Source organism: Flavobacterium sp. J49 (genome assembly GCF_011742145.1).
Classification (GTDB): Bacteria; Bacteroidota; Bacteroidia; order Flavobacteriales; family Flavobacteriaceae; genus Flavobacterium.
Map to the genome: position 1 here is coordinate 27,799 of NZ_JAAQQU010000103.1, position 15,402 is coordinate 43,200.

Genomic DNA, 15,402 nt, shown 5'->3' on the forward strand with positions numbered 1-15,402 from the left:
TTGAAAATTTAAATTTGGCGCAAAAATATAAAATAGAAGCCTTTCACGAAAACGATTTCGTAAATATTTAACAATAAAAAAAGCCAACCCTTTTAAAGGCTGGCTTTTAGAAAAATAAGTAAGATGAATTTATATAATGACTTGAATTACTTGTCCCATTCGGTTGATCATTTGAATGCTTACGCTTTGATTTTCGTCTTTTTTGTTCAAAAATCCGGAAATGGTTTCTACATCTGTGGCTTTCACATTGTCTACCGAAAGAATGATGTTGCCTTTTAATTGGTCGTAATACGGTTTGAGATTTTCGTTGTTGATTTCTTTGATGCGAACACCATAGTCAATTCGGTATTTCTTTTTGTCGGAGGCATCAATGTTCTCTAATTCCAATCCTTTAAATTCAGTCGTGAAGATGTCATTTTTTATTAAAGTCACCGAAGCGGTTTTAGTGACACCATCTCTAATGAAAGTCACTTGTACTTTGTCATTTGGTCTTTTGGTATTGATGTAACCGGTCAATTCGGCAAACGAACTGATTTTTTGATTGTCTATTTTTTTGATGACATCACCGCTTTTCAAACCCGCTTTTTCAGCACCGGAGTTTTTGGTTACCTTATTAATATAGAAACCTTCAGTGTCTTTGATGCCTAACTCAGTAGAAGCTTTGCTGTTCAATTCATTGCCTTCCACACCCAAAATGCCGCGTTGCACGCCGCCAAACTCCATAATGTCTTCAATGATTTTACGGGTAATGTTAGACGGAACTGCAAAAGAATAACCGGCATAACTTCCTGTGGGAGAAGAAATCATAGTGTTGATTCCGATTAATTCTCCACGGGTATTCACCAACGCACCACCACTATTTCCGGGATTCACAGCAGCATCGGTTTGGATAAAAGATTGAATCCCATTTCGGTTGTCTAAATTTCTGGCTTTGGCCGACACAATTCCGGCAGTCACTGTTGAATTTAAATTATACGGATTTCCAACGGCCAAGACCCATTCGCCTACTTTAACTTGGTCTGAATCGGCAAAAGTAGAATATGGTAATTTTTCATCGGCATTGATTTTTAACAAAGCAATGTCCATTTTAGAATCGGTTCCGATGAGTTTGGCTTTATAGGATTTGTTATTGTTCAAGGTAACTTCCAATTCTGTAGCGTCTTTAATCACGTGATTATTGGTTACGATATAACCGTCTTCAGAAATGATAACACCCGAACCGGTACCAATTTGCTCTTGTTGTTGCCCACCGCGTTGGCCATAGAAGAATTCCATAATCGGATTGGAAACGGTCCTAACGGACACATTTTTTACGTGAACAACGGTGTGGACAGCATTTTCCGCTGCCACAGTGAAGTCAATGGCTTCAGCCGATAAACCGACGGTTCTATAGTTGCTTTCGGAAGCCATGGTCACAATCGAATCACGGTTGCTTTTCCCTTCGATAAATAATTTGTATGCGCCCAGTGTAGTGGCACCGCTCAATAAAGAAACCAAAAATAAACTTGATAGTCTTTTCATAGTCATTAACATTTAAATTATCTGAAAGTAAAATTAAAAACTTTCATTTTTTCTTCAAACACCCTTTAACGCTCGTTTAACAATTTTTAAGGCAATCTTAATTTTGCTATCTTTGTGTCACTTTTTACGACTATGAAAATCACTTTTAACAAATACGAAGGCACCGGAAACGACTTTGTCATGATTGACAATCGCAAAACTATTTTTCCTAAAAACGATACCAAACTCATCGAAAAATTATGCGACCGACGCTTCGGTATAGGCGGTGATGGTTTGATTTTATTGGAAAATGACACCGATACTGATTTCCGTATGGTATATTACAACTCTGACGGCAACGAAAGTTCAATGTGCGGTAACGGAGGTCGATGTTTGGTGGCTTTCGCAAAAAGTTTGAATGTGATTCAAGACGACACCGATTTTATAGCAACTGACGGTCCGCATCATGCTTCCATCTTTGAAAACGGAACGGTTTCGTTGGGTATGAAAGACGTCGATTTTGTAAAAATAGAAAGTGATTATGTTTTCCTCAATACCGGTTCGCCACATCACGTGATGATGGTGGAAGACTTGGAAAATTATGATGTCAAAACTGTCGGCTCCCAAATTCGCTATTCCGATTTGTACGGCAAGCCCGGAACCAATGTGAATTTTGTCAAACAAATTTCAGAAAATCATTTTGCCTTGCGTACGTATGAACGCGGGGTAGAAGATGAAACTTTGTCATGCGGAACCGGAGCTACTGCAGTAGCCATTGCCATGCACGCCATTGGAAAAACTACTTCACACCATATTCATTTAGATGTTGAAGGCGGAAAATTAGAAGTATCTTTTGTGAAAGAAGGTGATAAATACACCCATGTTTTTCTAAAAGGTCCGGCAACTTTTGTTTTTGAAGGAGAAATAGAATGGTAACGCTTAAAGGGAATACCATCTATTTACGCGCTCTCGAACCCGAAGATTTGGAGTTTATCTATCACATAGAAAACGATGAAAATATTTGGGAAGTCAGCAATACGCAAACGCCTTACAGCAAGTTTCTCATTCGTCAATATCTCGAAAATGCGCACCAGGACATTTATGAAGCCAAACAATTGCGCTTAGCCATTTGCAAAAAAGATACTTTTGAAGCTATAGGGCTGATTGATTTATTTGATTTTGACCCCAAAAATAAACGCGCAGGTGTTGGGATTATTATTCAAAATGAAACTGATAGAAAAAGTGGATTTGGGAAAGAAGCTTTGGGTTTAGTGATTGACTATGCTTTTCAGCAGTTGCAATTGCATCAGTTGTTTGCAAATATTGGGATGGAAAATACAGCGAGCTTAGCTCTTTTTACTACATTTGGGTTTGAAAAAATCGGCGTCAAAAAAGATTGGAATTTCACCAATAATCGCTTTCACGATGAAGCCCTTTTTCAGTTAATTAAAAAATAAATCTTAAATAGTCTCGGTTTTGAACAAAAGTAAAATCTTTAAAATTTTAGCTGCTGTTGGTTTAATAGTAGTATTGTTTATTTATATCAAATTCTTTACAGCCAATACCAATTTCGACAAAGAAGAAATTTTTGTTGAAATTCCAACCGATTCTAAATATGAAGATGTGCAGCGAATCCTTTCACCTTATGTAAAAAACATGAGTGATTTTGAACTCATGGCTAATCTTCGTTCTTACCCGAAAAATGTAAAAGCCGGAAGGTTTTTGTTGAAGAAAGGCATGAGTGCTTTTCAATTGGTAGCCACCATGCGAAGAAACGTTCCGGTGAAATTGGCTTTCAACAACCAAGAAAGATTAGAAAATCTTTGCGAGCGAATCAGTGCTCAAATAGAACCGGACACCACCAAATTATTGGCAACTTTTCGAGATACGACTTTTCTGAAAAAAAACGGATTCACCAAAGAGAATGTATTTGCTATGTTTTTGCCTAATACTTATGAGTTTTATTGGAACATTTCGGCTGAAAAATTCAGAGACAAAATGTTGGAAGAATACAATCGATTTTGGACCAAAGAACGAATCGCTAAAGCAGCTGAATTGAATTTGACTCCGGTGCAAGTAATTACTTTGGCCTCCATCGTTCACAAAGAAACCGTAAAGAAAAGTGAACGGCCAACCGTTGCCGGTGTTTATTTAAATCGTCTGAGAGACGGAATGAAACTACAAGCAGATCCAACGGTGATTTATGCCTTGAAATTGAGAGACAACGATTTTGATCAAATCATCAAAAGGGTATTATACAACGATTTGTTTGTCGCTTCACCTTACAACACCTATCAAAATCTAGGTTTGCCACCCGGACCAATCGCAATGCCGGACATCGATGCTATTGACGCAGTTTTGACTCCGGAGAACCATAATTATCTTTATTTCTGTGCGAGTGTGGAGCGATTTGGTTACCATGAATTTGCCGCCACCATGGAACAGCACAATGTTAACGCCAAGAAATATGCCGATTGGCTGAATGCCCAAGGAACCAAACGTTAATCTTTGAAAAAGCAGCATTACATAATTCTGTTTTTGTGCTGCTCGAATTTACTTTGGGCGCAAAATAGTATAGAGAGCTTTCTGAAACCTTCGGATACTTTAAACAAAAACCGACTCAAAACTCTAGTTATCTCTGAAGCGGCTATTGGAGCAACAGCTTTGATAGGTTTAAACCAGATTTGGTACGCCGATTATCCGCGTTCCGATTTTCACTTTATCAATGACAATGCCGAATGGCTGCAAATGGACAAAGCCGGACATGTTTTTTCTGCATATCATTTGGGTAGTTTTGGAGCCAATGCTTTGAAATGGAGTGGTTCGAGTAGAAAGAGTCAACTGATTTATGGTTCCACTTTGGGCTTGGCTTTCCTGACTACGGTTGAGGTTTTCGACGGTTATTCTGCCAATTGGGGAGCCTCTTTAGGCGATGTGGTGGCCAATGTGTCCGGAACGGCTTTGTTTGTTTCCCAGGAATTGCTTTGGAAAGAACAACGAATTGTGCCTAAATTTTCTTTTCATACAACACCTTATGCCTCGGCTCGACCTAATGTTTTGGGGAATTCATTGTCTGAGCAAATACTTAAAGATTATAACGGACAAACGTATTGGCTTTCGGCTAACATTTATTCCTTTGCCAAGGATTCCAAAATTCCGAAATGGCTCAATATTGCCATTGGTTATGGTGCCGAAGGAATGATTACCGGAAAGGAGGAATTTGTCAACACCATTTTCCTTCCGGAAAGTGAAAGATACCGTCAATTTTACCTCAGTCTCGACGTTGATTTGACGAAAATTGAAACCAAATCCCATTTTGTTAAGACGATTTTAACAATTTTTAACACCATCAAGATTCCGGCTCCAACGTTTGAAATCAAGGGACGCGGCGGTTCGAAGATGCACTTAATCTATTTTTAAAGCAGTTTAACTACTTGATATTCAATTTTATAAAATTAGTTGTATATTTGCACTCGGTAATTTCATGTCGGTGACAGCGCTTGAGAAATAACATTTAATGATAAAAAAAGGAATTTTTTACACATCAATCCTACTAACAGTAGCTTTCATAAGCTCAGGTTTTAAACCCTATAATTCCCAAGTCAACTTCGGTTTTCGTGTTGATGAAAATAAAAGACTTTCATACGTCTTTCCTTCTGAAAACAACATAGACTATTTTAGTCCGGCTGTCCCATTCAAGGGCAAGTATTTTATTGGCTATAAGGATGCCATTGCACACAAAGAATCCCAAGGGAAATACAAAAAAATCAATACTTTAGGGTATTTAGGTAAATACCAATTTGGGGTTCAAACCCTCAAGTCAATTGGGATTCATGATAGTTCGGCCTTTTTAAACAATCCGAAACTACAAGAGAAAGCTTTTATTGCCTTACTTTCTAAAAACAAATACGAATTGAGAAAGTACATCAAAGACTTTGAAGGAAAGGTAATAGATGGCGTTAAAATTACAGAATCGGGGATTTTAGCGGCTGCGCATTTGGGTGGAACCGGTTCAGTAAAACGTTTTCTGAATTCAAGAGGTGCCAAAAAATGTAAAGATGATTACGGGACTTCGGTGCGAACATATCTTAAAGACTTCGGCGGATTCGAAACGCATGGCATCAAAGCCATCAAGAACGCCAAAGTGCAATAATTTCGTTTTTGCTCTTTTAAAACTTATGAATAATAAAAATAGTAGGTCGGTTGTGTAAATCGACCTTTGTTTTTTTCCAATCTGCCACACGAAACGTTTTGATGTATTCAGTTGGCAAAGTCAGGTCGGTGGCAATACAAAGATGAGTGTTGGGTTGTAATGCTTGTAAAATGTCTTCTAACAACTTATTGTTTCGATAAGGTGTTTCAATAAAAATTTGAGATTGATTTTTATCGTTAGATAGCTTTTCAAAGTTTTTTAGTGCCGATTTCTTTTCGCCTTTATCAATAGGCAAATACCCATTGAAAGCAAAACTCTGTCCGTTCATCCCCGAACCCATCATAGCTAATAGGATGGAAGAAGGACCGACCAAAGGAATCACTTGAATGCCTTTTTCATGCGCTAACTTCACAATCACCGCTCCGGGATCGGCTACTCCGGGACAACCGGCTTCGCTCATCAAGCCTATGTTTACGCCATTTAAGCATGGTGCAATCATGGCGTTATGTTCTGAAATATCGGTGTGTTTGTTGAGTGCCGATAATTGTAAACTCGCCTGAACTTTTTCAGGGTTTATCGATTTGATGAATTTTCGAGCGGTTTTTTCGTTTTCAACAATATAAGTGTCAATAAAATCAATGGCTCTTTTTACGGATTGTGGTAAAACATCATCCGGATTCATTTCGCCCAAAGTGGTCGGAATCAAATAGAGTTTTCCTTTTAGGCTAGCGGTAGTCATGGATGCTTTTCGATTAGTTTTTTCGCCAAAATAGAGCAGGTTTCATCCAGCATTTCATACACCATATCGAAACCGTTTTGCAATCCGTAATAAGGATCGGGGACATCTACATTTTCACCCGGAAATAAATGATTCAAAATCATTTCCACTTTTGCCTTGTGCGCTTCCGTTTTGGCTAAATCAATAACGTTGTCATAATTGGAACTGTCCATCACAAAGATATAATCGAATTCGTCAAAATCTCTGGAAGTGAATTGTCTGCCTTTCTGCTGGGTAATGTCTAAACCGTTTTTTTGAGCGACCAAAATGGAACGCTGATCGGGTTGTTTGCCAACATGATAATTTCCTGTTCCGGCAGAATCTACTAAAAATTTATCTTGGGGAAGTTTGGATGCCAACAAGCCTTCTGCTAACGGAGATCGGCAGATGTTTCCTAAACAAACCATTAAAATTTTAACAGGCATAGTGATTTTTTCTAAGCTGCAAACTTAGTCAAAAACCCAATTAAAGAGATAATTTTTTGTGAATATCTTCTACAAATTTTTTGAATTGTTTGTCGGTAGAAACCAAGTTGTCAACGGTTTTACAAGCATGTAGTACGGTAGCGTGATCTCGGTCTCCAATTTGAGAACCGATATTTGCCAAAGAAGATTTCGTAAACTTCTTAGCAAAGAACATGGCCAATTGACGGGCTTGCACCACGTGACGTTTTCTGGTTTTAGACTGTAAAGTATCAACATCCAATTGGAAATAATCAGAAACTACTTTTTGAATATAATCGATAGAAATTTCGCGCTTAACATTCTTAACGAATTTTTCTACGACACTTTTGGCCAAATCCAAGGTCACTTCTTTTTTATTGAAAGACGATTGAGCAATCAACGAAATAATCGCACCTTCTAATTCTCTCACATTAGATTTGATGTTTCTGGCGACATATTCTACAATTTCTTCCGGCATTTCAACGCCATCGCGGTATAGAATATTTTTTAGGATAGAAATTCTGGTTTCGTAATCCGGTTGGTGTAACTCGGCAGACAATCCCCATTTGAAACGCGACAACAAACGTTGTTCAATGTCCTGCATGTCTACCGGTGCTTTGTCTGAGGTTAGGATTACTTGTTTACCGTTTTGGTGTAAGTAATTAAAGATATGGAAGAATACATCTTGCGTTCCTGATTTTCCGGAAAGGAATTGAACGTCGTCAATAATCAACACATCAATTAATTGGTAGAAATGAATAAAGTCATTTCTGTTATTTTTCTTAACCGAATCAATATATTGTTGCGTGAATACTTCAGCAGAAATATACAATACGGTTTTTTCAGGATATTTGTCTTTGATTTCAACCCCGATAGCATGGGCTAAGTGGGTTTTTCCTAAACCAACGCCACCAAAAATCAATAGCGGGTTGAAAGAAGTTCCGCCAGGTTTGTTGGCTACCGCCATTCCGGCAGAGCGTGCTAAACGGTTAGAATCACCTTCCAAGAAATTGTCGAAGCTGTAATTTGGATTGAGTTGTGACTCAATTTTTAAATTTCTGATTCCCGGAATTACGAAAGGATTCTTTAGTTCGGGATTCAGGTTTTTAAACGGAGCATCAACGTCTTGAGATTTTATCGGGCTGCGGTGTGCACTTGGCAATTGTTCCGTAAACGGTTGTTTGTTGCCATAAGTGTTTTCCATTTTGATTTTATAGAGTAACTTTGCGTTTTTTCCGAGTTCTTTGGTTAACGCTACCTTCAATAATTTAACGTAGTGTTCTTCGAGCCATTCGTAGAAAAATTTACTAGGCACTTGAATGTACAAAGCGTTGTCTGTAAGTTCAACTGACTTAATCGGTTCAAACCAAGTTTTGAAAGCTTGTTCTTGAATATTGTCTTTTATGAACTCAAGACAGTTTTCCCATACCGATTGCGCAGTTTTGCTCATATTTGGTTAAAAATTATAGTAATTATTGTTAGGTTATTTTGACAAAGACGACTATGAAAATCGTCGTGTTTTTCGGGATAACAAATATGTGAATAAAATTCGTTAAAAAAAATTTATATGGTATTGATTTTTTAAAAATATTGTTGTAAAGAGAAGTATTGATTATAGATTAAAAGCAAAAAAAGCAGATGAAAGAACATCAAATTCAGGTTAGAGTTCGTTACTCGGAAACCGACCAAATGAGTGTAGTTTATCACGGGAATTATGTGCCTTATTTTGAGATGGGACGCGTGGAATGGCTTAGAAACAAAGGGATTTCATATAAATCACTTGAAGAAAACGGAATTGCCCTTCCGATAGTTTCGATGACGATAAATTACAAAAAACCAGCACGTTATGACGACTTACTTACAGTGATTACCAAGTTCAAAAGTCAATCCTCTGTGAAGATAGAATTCGATTGTGAAATTCGCAATGAAAACGATGAGTTATTAACAACTGCGCATTTTATACTCGTGTTTGTGGACATAAATTTGGGAAAACCTATTGCGCCTCCACAATACATTTTGGACATCATGAAGGATTAAATTTTTTGGATCTCAATTTCAAATAAATTACTAAAAATGTCGACTGTATTTTCGGCATTTTTTTTTCGGGTAGCAATTTCAATTTGACAACTTTCTTCCATTTTTTGAGCAATGATGTCTAAGTTTTTTTCCTTAATAACTCTCATCACTTTATTCATGTTTTTGTAATCAAAGGAGATTAGGAAATGAACGTCAATTGTTTTCTCAATTATTTCCGATTCCTCCAATGCCATTTGTGCTGCAATTCGGTAGGCTGAGATTAATCCGCCCACGCCCAATTTTACACCGCCAAAAAATCTAACCACCACCACCAATATATTGGTCACATCAAAGGACTGAATTTGCCCGTAAATAGGCATGCCGGCAGAGTTGCTGGGTTCGCCGTCATCATTGGCGCGGTATTGTATGGTGTCGGTTCCTAATTGAAAAGCATAACAAAAATGGACTGCTCCAAAGTGTTGTTTTCGCAACTGTTCAAGATGAGATTTGACTTCAGCTTCAGTCGTTACCGGAAAAGCATACCCAAAGAACTTGCTGTTTTTTTCTTTATAAAGTATAACCGGTGAAGGCGAAGCAATAGTATTATAGGTGTCTTTCAATGAAACTGTTATTGAAAATTGATATTGGAATTAGGAGAAAGGCAAGTGCTTTTGGTCAAACAAGTTCACCACGTCTTCTTTGCCCACTTGTAAATTCCACACATAAAGACCGAGACTTTCAGCGATATCGGTGTTTTCTTTTTTGTCATCCACAAATAAAGTGCGTTTGGGCGATAGGTCGTGCTTGTTCATTATAGTGGTGAAAATTTCCGGCTGTGGTTTTCTCATCCCCATTTCGTAAGAGTAATACACTTTTTCAAAGCAACGGTAAAAATCGGAGTAGAAAGACATGCCTACTTTGTGTTCGAATTTATTGATATGAATGGAATCCGTATTGGTTAACAAAAACAAGCGGTATTTATTGGAGAGTAGTTGTAAAAATTCTAAGCGATACAAAGGGAAATCACCTATAACCGAATTCCAGGCTTTGGTAATTTCTTCGATAGAAGCATTGGGGATAAACTGGTGAAAACTCTCTACGAATTGCACATCGGTGATTTGACCTTTTTCAAACAAATCATTTTGGGCTAATAGCACTTCATTCGGGCCATCAAGACCTAACTTTTTAAACTCTTCAATCGATTTTTCTTTTTCAAGGTTGATAAAGACATCGCCAAAATCGAAAATTATTGTGTTAATCATGATTTAAAAAAAGTTTAAGTTGGTCGTCTTTTATGTCGTCTGTTTTGGAAATACCGCTTAACAAAGGTGCTTTAATACCTTCGTCCAATGCAATATTTCCGATAAAAACTCTAGCTTCATCCCAAAGATTGTTGTCTATAAAAGTTTGCAGCGTTTTATTTCCGCCTTCCACAATCACAGATTGTATGTTATATTGGTATAAAATACCGATTATTTTTTGGGTTAGTTGCTTATCAAAGATAACACTTTCAAAAATAATATTCTCGCCAGAGATTAAATTTTCTTGTTCAGTAAAGACGATGGTTTTTGTTTTTTCGTCTTTTACATCATAATCAGTAGTAATTTTTCCGGTTCTGTCTAAAACGATTCGGATTGGGTTTTCTCCTGTCCAATCGCGAACATCTAATTTAGGGTTGTCGTCTAAAACAGTTTGTGTTCCGACCAAAATGGCTTGCTCTTCACTACGCCATTTATGGGTTAATTGGCGCGAAAAAACATTGGAAATCCATACCGGTTCTTTTTTTTCTTTGGTCAAAGGCGCGATAAACCCATCTTTACTTTCGGCCCATTTCAAGATGATAAAAGGGCGTTTTTTTTTGTGAAATGTAAAGAAGCGTTTGTTCAATTCGTTACATTCTTTTTCCAAAATCCCAACGGTTACATGACAACCGTTTTCAATCAATCGTTTGATTCCGGCACCGGCGACTTTACTATTGGGATCAACGGTTCCAATCACTACCTTCGGGATTTTATGTTTGATGATTAAATCACAACAAGGCGGTGTTTTGCCAAAATGACTGCAGGGTTCGAGTGAGACATAAATGGTTGATTTGGTCAACAAGGATTTGTCTTTTACCGAATTGATGGCATTGACTTCGGCATGAGCTTCGCCGGCTTTTCGATGCCAACCTTCTCCGATGATTTTACCGTCATAAACAATGACACTGCCTACTAAGGGATTGGGATAGGTATTGCCTAAGCCATTTTTGGCTAATTGAATGCAGCGTTTTATGTAAATTTCCTCTATCTTCACAACACAAAAATAAGACATTACTTTTAAAATGAGCAGCATACAAATCAGAGAAATCCAAAAGCAAGACAATCAGCAAATTGCAGCCGTAATACGAGAAGTTTTTATAGCCGATAATTTCCCGAAAACCGGAACTGCCTTTGCCGATATACAGTTGGATTTTATGTTTGAGGCTTATGACAAACCACGGGCGACCTATTTTGTAGTAGAAGTTGAAGGTAAAATTGTAGGCGGCGCAGGCGTGAGTCAATTGGAGAATTCCACCGAGAATATTTGTGAATTACAAAAAATGTACTTTTTGCAAGAAGTTCGAGGTAAAGGCATTGGTTCCCAAATGATTCAAAAGTGTTTAGAGAAGGCCACCGAGTTGGGTTATGAAAAATGCTATCTCGAAACCTTACCCGAAATGTTAGCGGCACAAAGCTTGTACAAGAAAATGGGTTTTGAATACCTTTGTGCGCCTTTGGGCAATACCGGTCATACGACTTGTCCGGTTTGGATGATCAAGAGTTTAAATTCCAAATCCTGATGTTAATTAAAAACTATAAAAACACTTTTTTTCAGGAACTATCGCCTTTGTATGAGGAAAAGGAAGTTGAGAGTTTCTTTTATTTAGTTTTAGAAAGTTTCCACCGGAAAAAGCGAATCGATTTGGCGCTGTACCCTGAGATGGAAATGGATGCACTTCAATTGTTGCGTTGGGAAAGTGTTTTGGTCGAATTGAAAAAGCATAAACCGATTCAATATATTTTGGGAGAAACCGAGTTTTTTGGTTTACCGTTTTTAGTCAATGAAAATGTTTTAATTCCAAGACCTGAAACGGAAGAACTGGTCGACTTAATTTTATCAAATATCCGAATATCCGAATTGCCAAATCTACTCAAAATCCTAGACATTGGAACCGGTAGCGGATGTATTCCGATTGCTTTGAAAAAGAATTTGCCGAATGCTGAAGTTTATGCGATTGATGTTTCGGAAAAGGCTTTGGCAACAGCCCAAAAAAATGCGGAATTGAATACTGTAGCGGTTCAGTTTATGCTCAAAAACATATTGGAAACAGTAGATTTAGAACAACAATTTGACATCATCGTGTCCAATCCGCCTTATGTTCAGAATTTAGAAAAGGCTGAAATCAATCCTAATGTGTTAGAATACGAACCACATTTGGCCTTGTTTGTAGAAGACCACGATGCTTTACTTTTTTATCGAAAAATCACCGAGTTGGCAAAGAAAAATTTAAATCCGAATGGGAAACTGTACTTCGAAATCAATCAATATTTAGGCAAAGAAACCGTGGTGTTGATTGAAAGGTTTGGGTTCAAAAATGTTACTTTGATAAAAGACATTTATGGAAATGACAGAATGATTTCGGCAGTATTATAAACGGAACACAGTCAACAGAATACAGAAGATTAATTACTCATACCTCAATGCTTCAATCGGATCCAATTGTGATGCTTTAATCGCAGGATACAATCCCGAAACCAAGGCTACCACAAAACTGGTGGCGAAAGCAGCCATGATGGCACCCCATGGTATTACAAAATCCCAGTCGGCACTCAAACAAATTAAAAATCCGACCAGAATTCCGAAGATGATTCCAAAGATTCCGCCGATTTGTCCGATGGTTAAGGTTTCAATAAAAAATTGGAAAGCAATAGTGCTTTTTTTGGCGCCCAATGATTTTCTAACGCCAATTTCTCTTGTTCTTTCGGTTACTGAAACTATCATGATGTTCATCAAAGCGATGGAAGAACCCAGTATGGTAATAATCCCGATTACCCAAGCGGAGATATTTAGATAGCCTGTAAGGTCTGCAATTCTGTTGAGTAAATCGTCGCTTCTGGAAATTCCGAAATTATTTTCTTCGATGGGATTGAGTCGCCTTACTTTGCGCATCGTGATTAGGGCATTGTCAACGGCTTCGTCTAACAATTCCTTTTTGATGACCATCATGCTCAAAGAATAATTGATATTGGGAGCTGAAAACATGGAACGCGCCACCTGAATAGGAATCATAACGCGCAAGTCTTGGCTGTTGCCAAAAGTAGAGCCTTGTTCTTTCAATACACCAATTACTCTGAACTTTGCTCCGCGAATAGTCAGTATTTTATTGATGGGATTGACTTCTTTAAGTAAGCCGTCCTCGGAAACAAAATCGGAACCGACGATACAAGCATAAACATTATTGGATATATCAAATGAGTTGAAGCTTCTCCCTTGGGTAACTTCCAAACCGGAGTTGCTCAGGAAATGCTCATCTATGCCCAAAACGGATATTTCCGGATCGGTTTTTTGGTTTTCAAATTTAACTTCCGCTGCAGAGGTCGCAACGAAAGATATCGAGGTTTGCGTTAAAGGATAATTGTATTTTTCTTTAAAGTTTTTGGCTTCGGTATAGGTGATAATCGGGTTGATTTTTTCTGTTTCACCACCGCCACGACGTCGGTTTTTGAATTCGTATTGGTTGATATTAAAGGTATTGGAGCCCATAGAGGCAAAGCTAGAGTTCAGGTTGTATTCGATAGCAGTGACAACGGTCAGAATCCCAACCAAAGCTGTTATACCAATCGCAATAATAATCACCGTTAAAATAGTGCGGAGCAATTGTGTTCGAATCGAACCCAACGCAATTTTTACATTTTCTTTGAATAATCCAATCATAACGGTAATTTGACACTAAAATACAGCTTTTGTTACAAGAATATTGACTGTGAAGTAGAAAATAGTTTTAAAAAATAAGATATTTGCAAAGTCAATTACGAATTGTCAATTGCGAATTACGTGTTTGTAGTCCATTGATAATTTGTAATTCGTAATTCATAATTAATTAAGATGGCACAAAAACCAAGTATTCCCAAAGGTACCAGAGATTTTTCACCCGCAGAGGTTTCCAAACGCAACTATATTATTTCGGTGATGCGTTCGCATTTTGAGAAATTTGGTTACCAGCCGATTGAAACACCGTCTTTTGAAAACTCCGAAACCCTGATGGGCAAATATGGGGAAGAAGGCGATCGTTTGATTTTTAAGATTTTGAATTCGGGAGATTTTTTGGATAAGGTTCCATCAGATGAATTACAAAATATCAACTACAAACAGCTCACCGGAAAGATTTCCGAAAAAGCTTTGCGTTATGACTTAACCGTGCCTTTTGCACGTTATGTAGTGCAACACCAAGGCGAGATTGAGTTTCCGTTTAAGCGATACCAAATCCAACCGGTTTGGCGTGCGGATCGACCTCAAAAAGGAAGATTTAGAGAGTTTTACCAATGCGATGCCGATGTGGTTGGTTCTACTTCGTTATGGCAGGAAGTAGAATTGGTTCAGTTGTACGATTCGGTTTTTGCGGAGTTAGGTTTGGAAGGTGTTACCATCAAAATCAACAACCGTAAAATATTATCGGGAATTGCTGAGGTAATCGGTGCTTCGGATAAGTTGATTGATTTTACGGTAGCTTTAGACAAGCTCGACAAGATAGGAGAGGAAGGCGTTAAAAAAGAAATGATAGAAAAAGGCATTTCGGAAAACGCTTTAGTAAAAGTGCAGCCATTGTTCAGTTTTACCGGAACGATTTCGGAAAAATTGGAAAAACTTTCAGGGTTGCTTTCCACTTCGGAAGAAGGTAAAAAGGGAATTGAAGAACTGCGCTTTATTTGTGACAACGTAATCAAGCTCGGTTTGCAAAAAGCCAACTTAGATTTGGATGTTACTTTAGCACGTGGTTTGAACTATTACACCGGTGCCATTTTTGAAGTTTCAGCACCCGAAGGTGTGGCCATGGGTTCCATTGGTGGCGGTGGAAGATATGATGATTTGACCGGTATTTTCGGTTTAAAAAATATGAGTGGTGTGGGTATTTCTTTTGGACTTGACCGTATTTATTTGGTGCTCGAAGAATTGCATTTGTTTCCGCAAACCGTTACGACATCGACCAAAGTGCTGTTTTTAAATTTTGATGAAAGCCAAGCTTTTGAAGCGATGAAAGCCATCACATTTTTACGCAGCCAAAACATCAAAGTAGAATTATACCCCGATGCGGCGAAGATTGACAAGCAATTCAAACACGCAGAGCGAAGAAACATTCCTTTTGTGGTTAAAGAAATCCAAGGCACTACCTTTATTTTGAAGAACCTAATATCCGGCGAACAATCGGAAAACGATCTATCGGGTATTTTAGAGAAATTAGCTTAAGGGTTAGAAGTATTAGCATAAAGTTT

General features: G+C 37.9%; 17 protein-coding genes. 9 read left to right on the plus strand and 8 right to left on the minus strand.

Annotated features, from left to right (window positions below; all coding sequences use genetic code 11):
• Positions 1–129: 129 nt before the first annotated feature.
• Positions 130–1,521, minus strand: a complete 1,392-nt coding sequence (locus HA632_RS06125) for a S1C family serine protease (RefSeq protein WP_176306327.1) — start codon at positions 1,519–1,521, stop codon at positions 130–132.
• A 132-nt stretch (positions 1,522–1,653) separates the two neighbouring features.
• On the opposite strand from HA632_RS06125, the gene dapF reads away from it, so the two are divergent.
• From dapF to HA632_RS06150, 5 genes are all read left to right on the plus strand, one after another.
• Positions 1,654–2,436 carry a diaminopimelate epimerase gene (gene dapF, locus HA632_RS06130; RefSeq protein ID WP_176306328.1) on the plus strand — a complete coding sequence of 261 codons (783 nt, stop codon included), beginning with the start codon at positions 1,654–1,656 and terminating at the stop codon, positions 2,434–2,436.
• Complete coding sequence (locus tag HA632_RS06135; RefSeq protein WP_176306329.1) at positions 2,430–2,957, plus strand: GNAT family N-acetyltransferase; 528 nt, start codon at positions 2,430–2,432, stop codon at positions 2,955–2,957. Before dapF ends, HA632_RS06135 begins: the two co-directional genes overlap by 7 nt.
• Positions 2,958–2,976: 19 nt before the next feature.
• Complete coding sequence (gene mltG, locus HA632_RS06140; RefSeq protein WP_176306330.1) at positions 2,977–4,005, plus strand: endolytic transglycosylase MltG; 1,029 nt, start codon at positions 2,977–2,979, stop codon at positions 4,003–4,005.
• Between the two features lie 3 nt (positions 4,006–4,008).
• Positions 4,009–4,920, plus strand: a complete 912-nt coding sequence (locus HA632_RS06145) for a DUF2279 domain-containing protein (RefSeq protein ID WP_217902835.1) — start codon at positions 4,009–4,011, stop codon at positions 4,918–4,920.
• A gap of 97 nt (positions 4,921–5,017) precedes the next feature.
• Positions 5,018–5,653, plus strand: a complete 636-nt coding sequence (locus HA632_RS06150) for a peptidoglycan-binding protein LysM (protein ID WP_176306331.1) — start codon at positions 5,018–5,020, stop codon at positions 5,651–5,653.
• Positions 5,654–5,669: 16 nt separating this feature from the next.
• Here HA632_RS06150 and HA632_RS06155 read toward each other — a convergent pair whose 3' ends face one another.
• From HA632_RS06155 to dnaA, 3 genes are read right to left on the minus strand one after another with little or no spacing between them, the layout of a single operon-like run.
• Positions 5,670–6,392: an SAM-dependent methyltransferase gene (locus HA632_RS06155; RefSeq protein ID WP_176306332.1), complete on the minus strand. Its 723-nt coding sequence runs from the start codon at positions 6,390–6,392 to the stop codon at positions 5,670–5,672.
• On the minus strand, positions 6,389–6,856 hold the full coding sequence (locus HA632_RS06160) for a low molecular weight protein-tyrosine-phosphatase (RefSeq protein WP_176306333.1): 468 nt from the start codon (positions 6,854–6,856) through the stop codon (positions 6,389–6,391). Before HA632_RS06160 ends, HA632_RS06155 begins: the two co-directional genes overlap by 4 nt.
• Before the next feature lie 40 nt (positions 6,857–6,896).
• Positions 6,897–8,324, minus strand: a complete 1,428-nt coding sequence (gene dnaA / locus HA632_RS06165; protein WP_121311646.1) for a chromosomal replication initiator protein DnaA — start codon at positions 8,322–8,324, stop codon at positions 6,897–6,899.
• 188 nt (positions 8,325–8,512) lie between these two features.
• Here dnaA and HA632_RS06170 point away from each other — a divergent pair, with 188 nt between their 5' ends.
• A complete protein-coding gene (locus HA632_RS06170) occupies positions 8,513–8,911 on the plus strand; it encodes a thioesterase family protein (protein WP_176306334.1) in 399 nt (132 codons plus the stop codon).
• Here the strand turns inward: HA632_RS06170 and HA632_RS06175 are convergent.
• Genes HA632_RS06175 through ribD form a run of 3 tightly spaced genes read right to left on the minus strand, consistent with a single transcriptional unit; the run spans position 8,908 to position 11,203 of the window.
• Positions 8,908–9,510: a YigZ family protein gene (locus HA632_RS06175; protein ID WP_217902836.1), complete on the minus strand. Its 603-nt coding sequence runs from the start codon at positions 9,508–9,510 to the stop codon at positions 8,908–8,910. The genes HA632_RS06170 and HA632_RS06175 overlap by 4 nt on opposite strands.
• A 30-nt stretch (positions 9,511–9,540) precedes the next feature.
• Complete coding sequence (locus HA632_RS06180) at positions 9,541–10,152, minus strand: HAD family phosphatase (protein WP_176306335.1); 612 nt, start codon at positions 10,150–10,152, stop codon at positions 9,541–9,543.
• Entirely contained in the window at positions 10,145–11,203 is a 1,059-nt protein-coding gene (gene ribD / locus HA632_RS06185) for a bifunctional diaminohydroxyphosphoribosylaminopyrimidine deaminase/5-amino-6-(5-phosphoribosylamino)uracil reductase RibD (RefSeq protein WP_176306336.1), read from the minus strand. Before ribD ends, HA632_RS06180 begins: the two co-directional genes overlap by 8 nt.
• A gap of 10 nt (positions 11,204–11,213) precedes the next feature.
• Here ribD and HA632_RS06190 point away from each other — a divergent pair, with 10 nt between their 5' ends.
• Together HA632_RS06190 and prmC are read left to right on the plus strand one after the other, a co-directional pair.
• A complete protein-coding gene (locus HA632_RS06190; protein ID WP_176306337.1) occupies positions 11,214–11,711 on the plus strand; it encodes a GNAT family N-acetyltransferase in 498 nt (165 codons plus the stop codon).
• The gene (prmC, locus tag HA632_RS06195) at positions 11,711–12,565 is read left to right on the plus strand and encodes a peptide chain release factor N(5)-glutamine methyltransferase (RefSeq protein WP_176306338.1); all 855 of its coding nucleotides are present in this window, start codon (positions 11,711–11,713) and stop codon (positions 12,563–12,565) included. Before HA632_RS06190 ends, prmC begins: the two co-directional genes overlap by 1 nt.
• Positions 12,566–12,598: 33 nt before the next feature.
• Here the strand turns inward: prmC and HA632_RS06200 are convergent, their stop codons facing one another.
• Positions 12,599–13,846 (minus strand): ABC transporter permease, encoded by a 1,248-nt coding sequence (locus HA632_RS06200; protein WP_176306339.1) that lies wholly within the window; start codon positions 13,844–13,846, stop codon positions 12,599–12,601.
• A gap of 171 nt (positions 13,847–14,017) precedes the next feature.
• On the opposite strand from HA632_RS06200, the gene hisS reads away from it, so the two are divergent.
• Positions 14,018–15,376, plus strand: a complete 1,359-nt coding sequence (hisS, locus tag HA632_RS06205) for a histidine--tRNA ligase (protein ID WP_176306340.1) — start codon at positions 14,018–14,020, stop codon at positions 15,374–15,376.
• Positions 15,377–15,402: the final 26 nt, after the last annotated feature.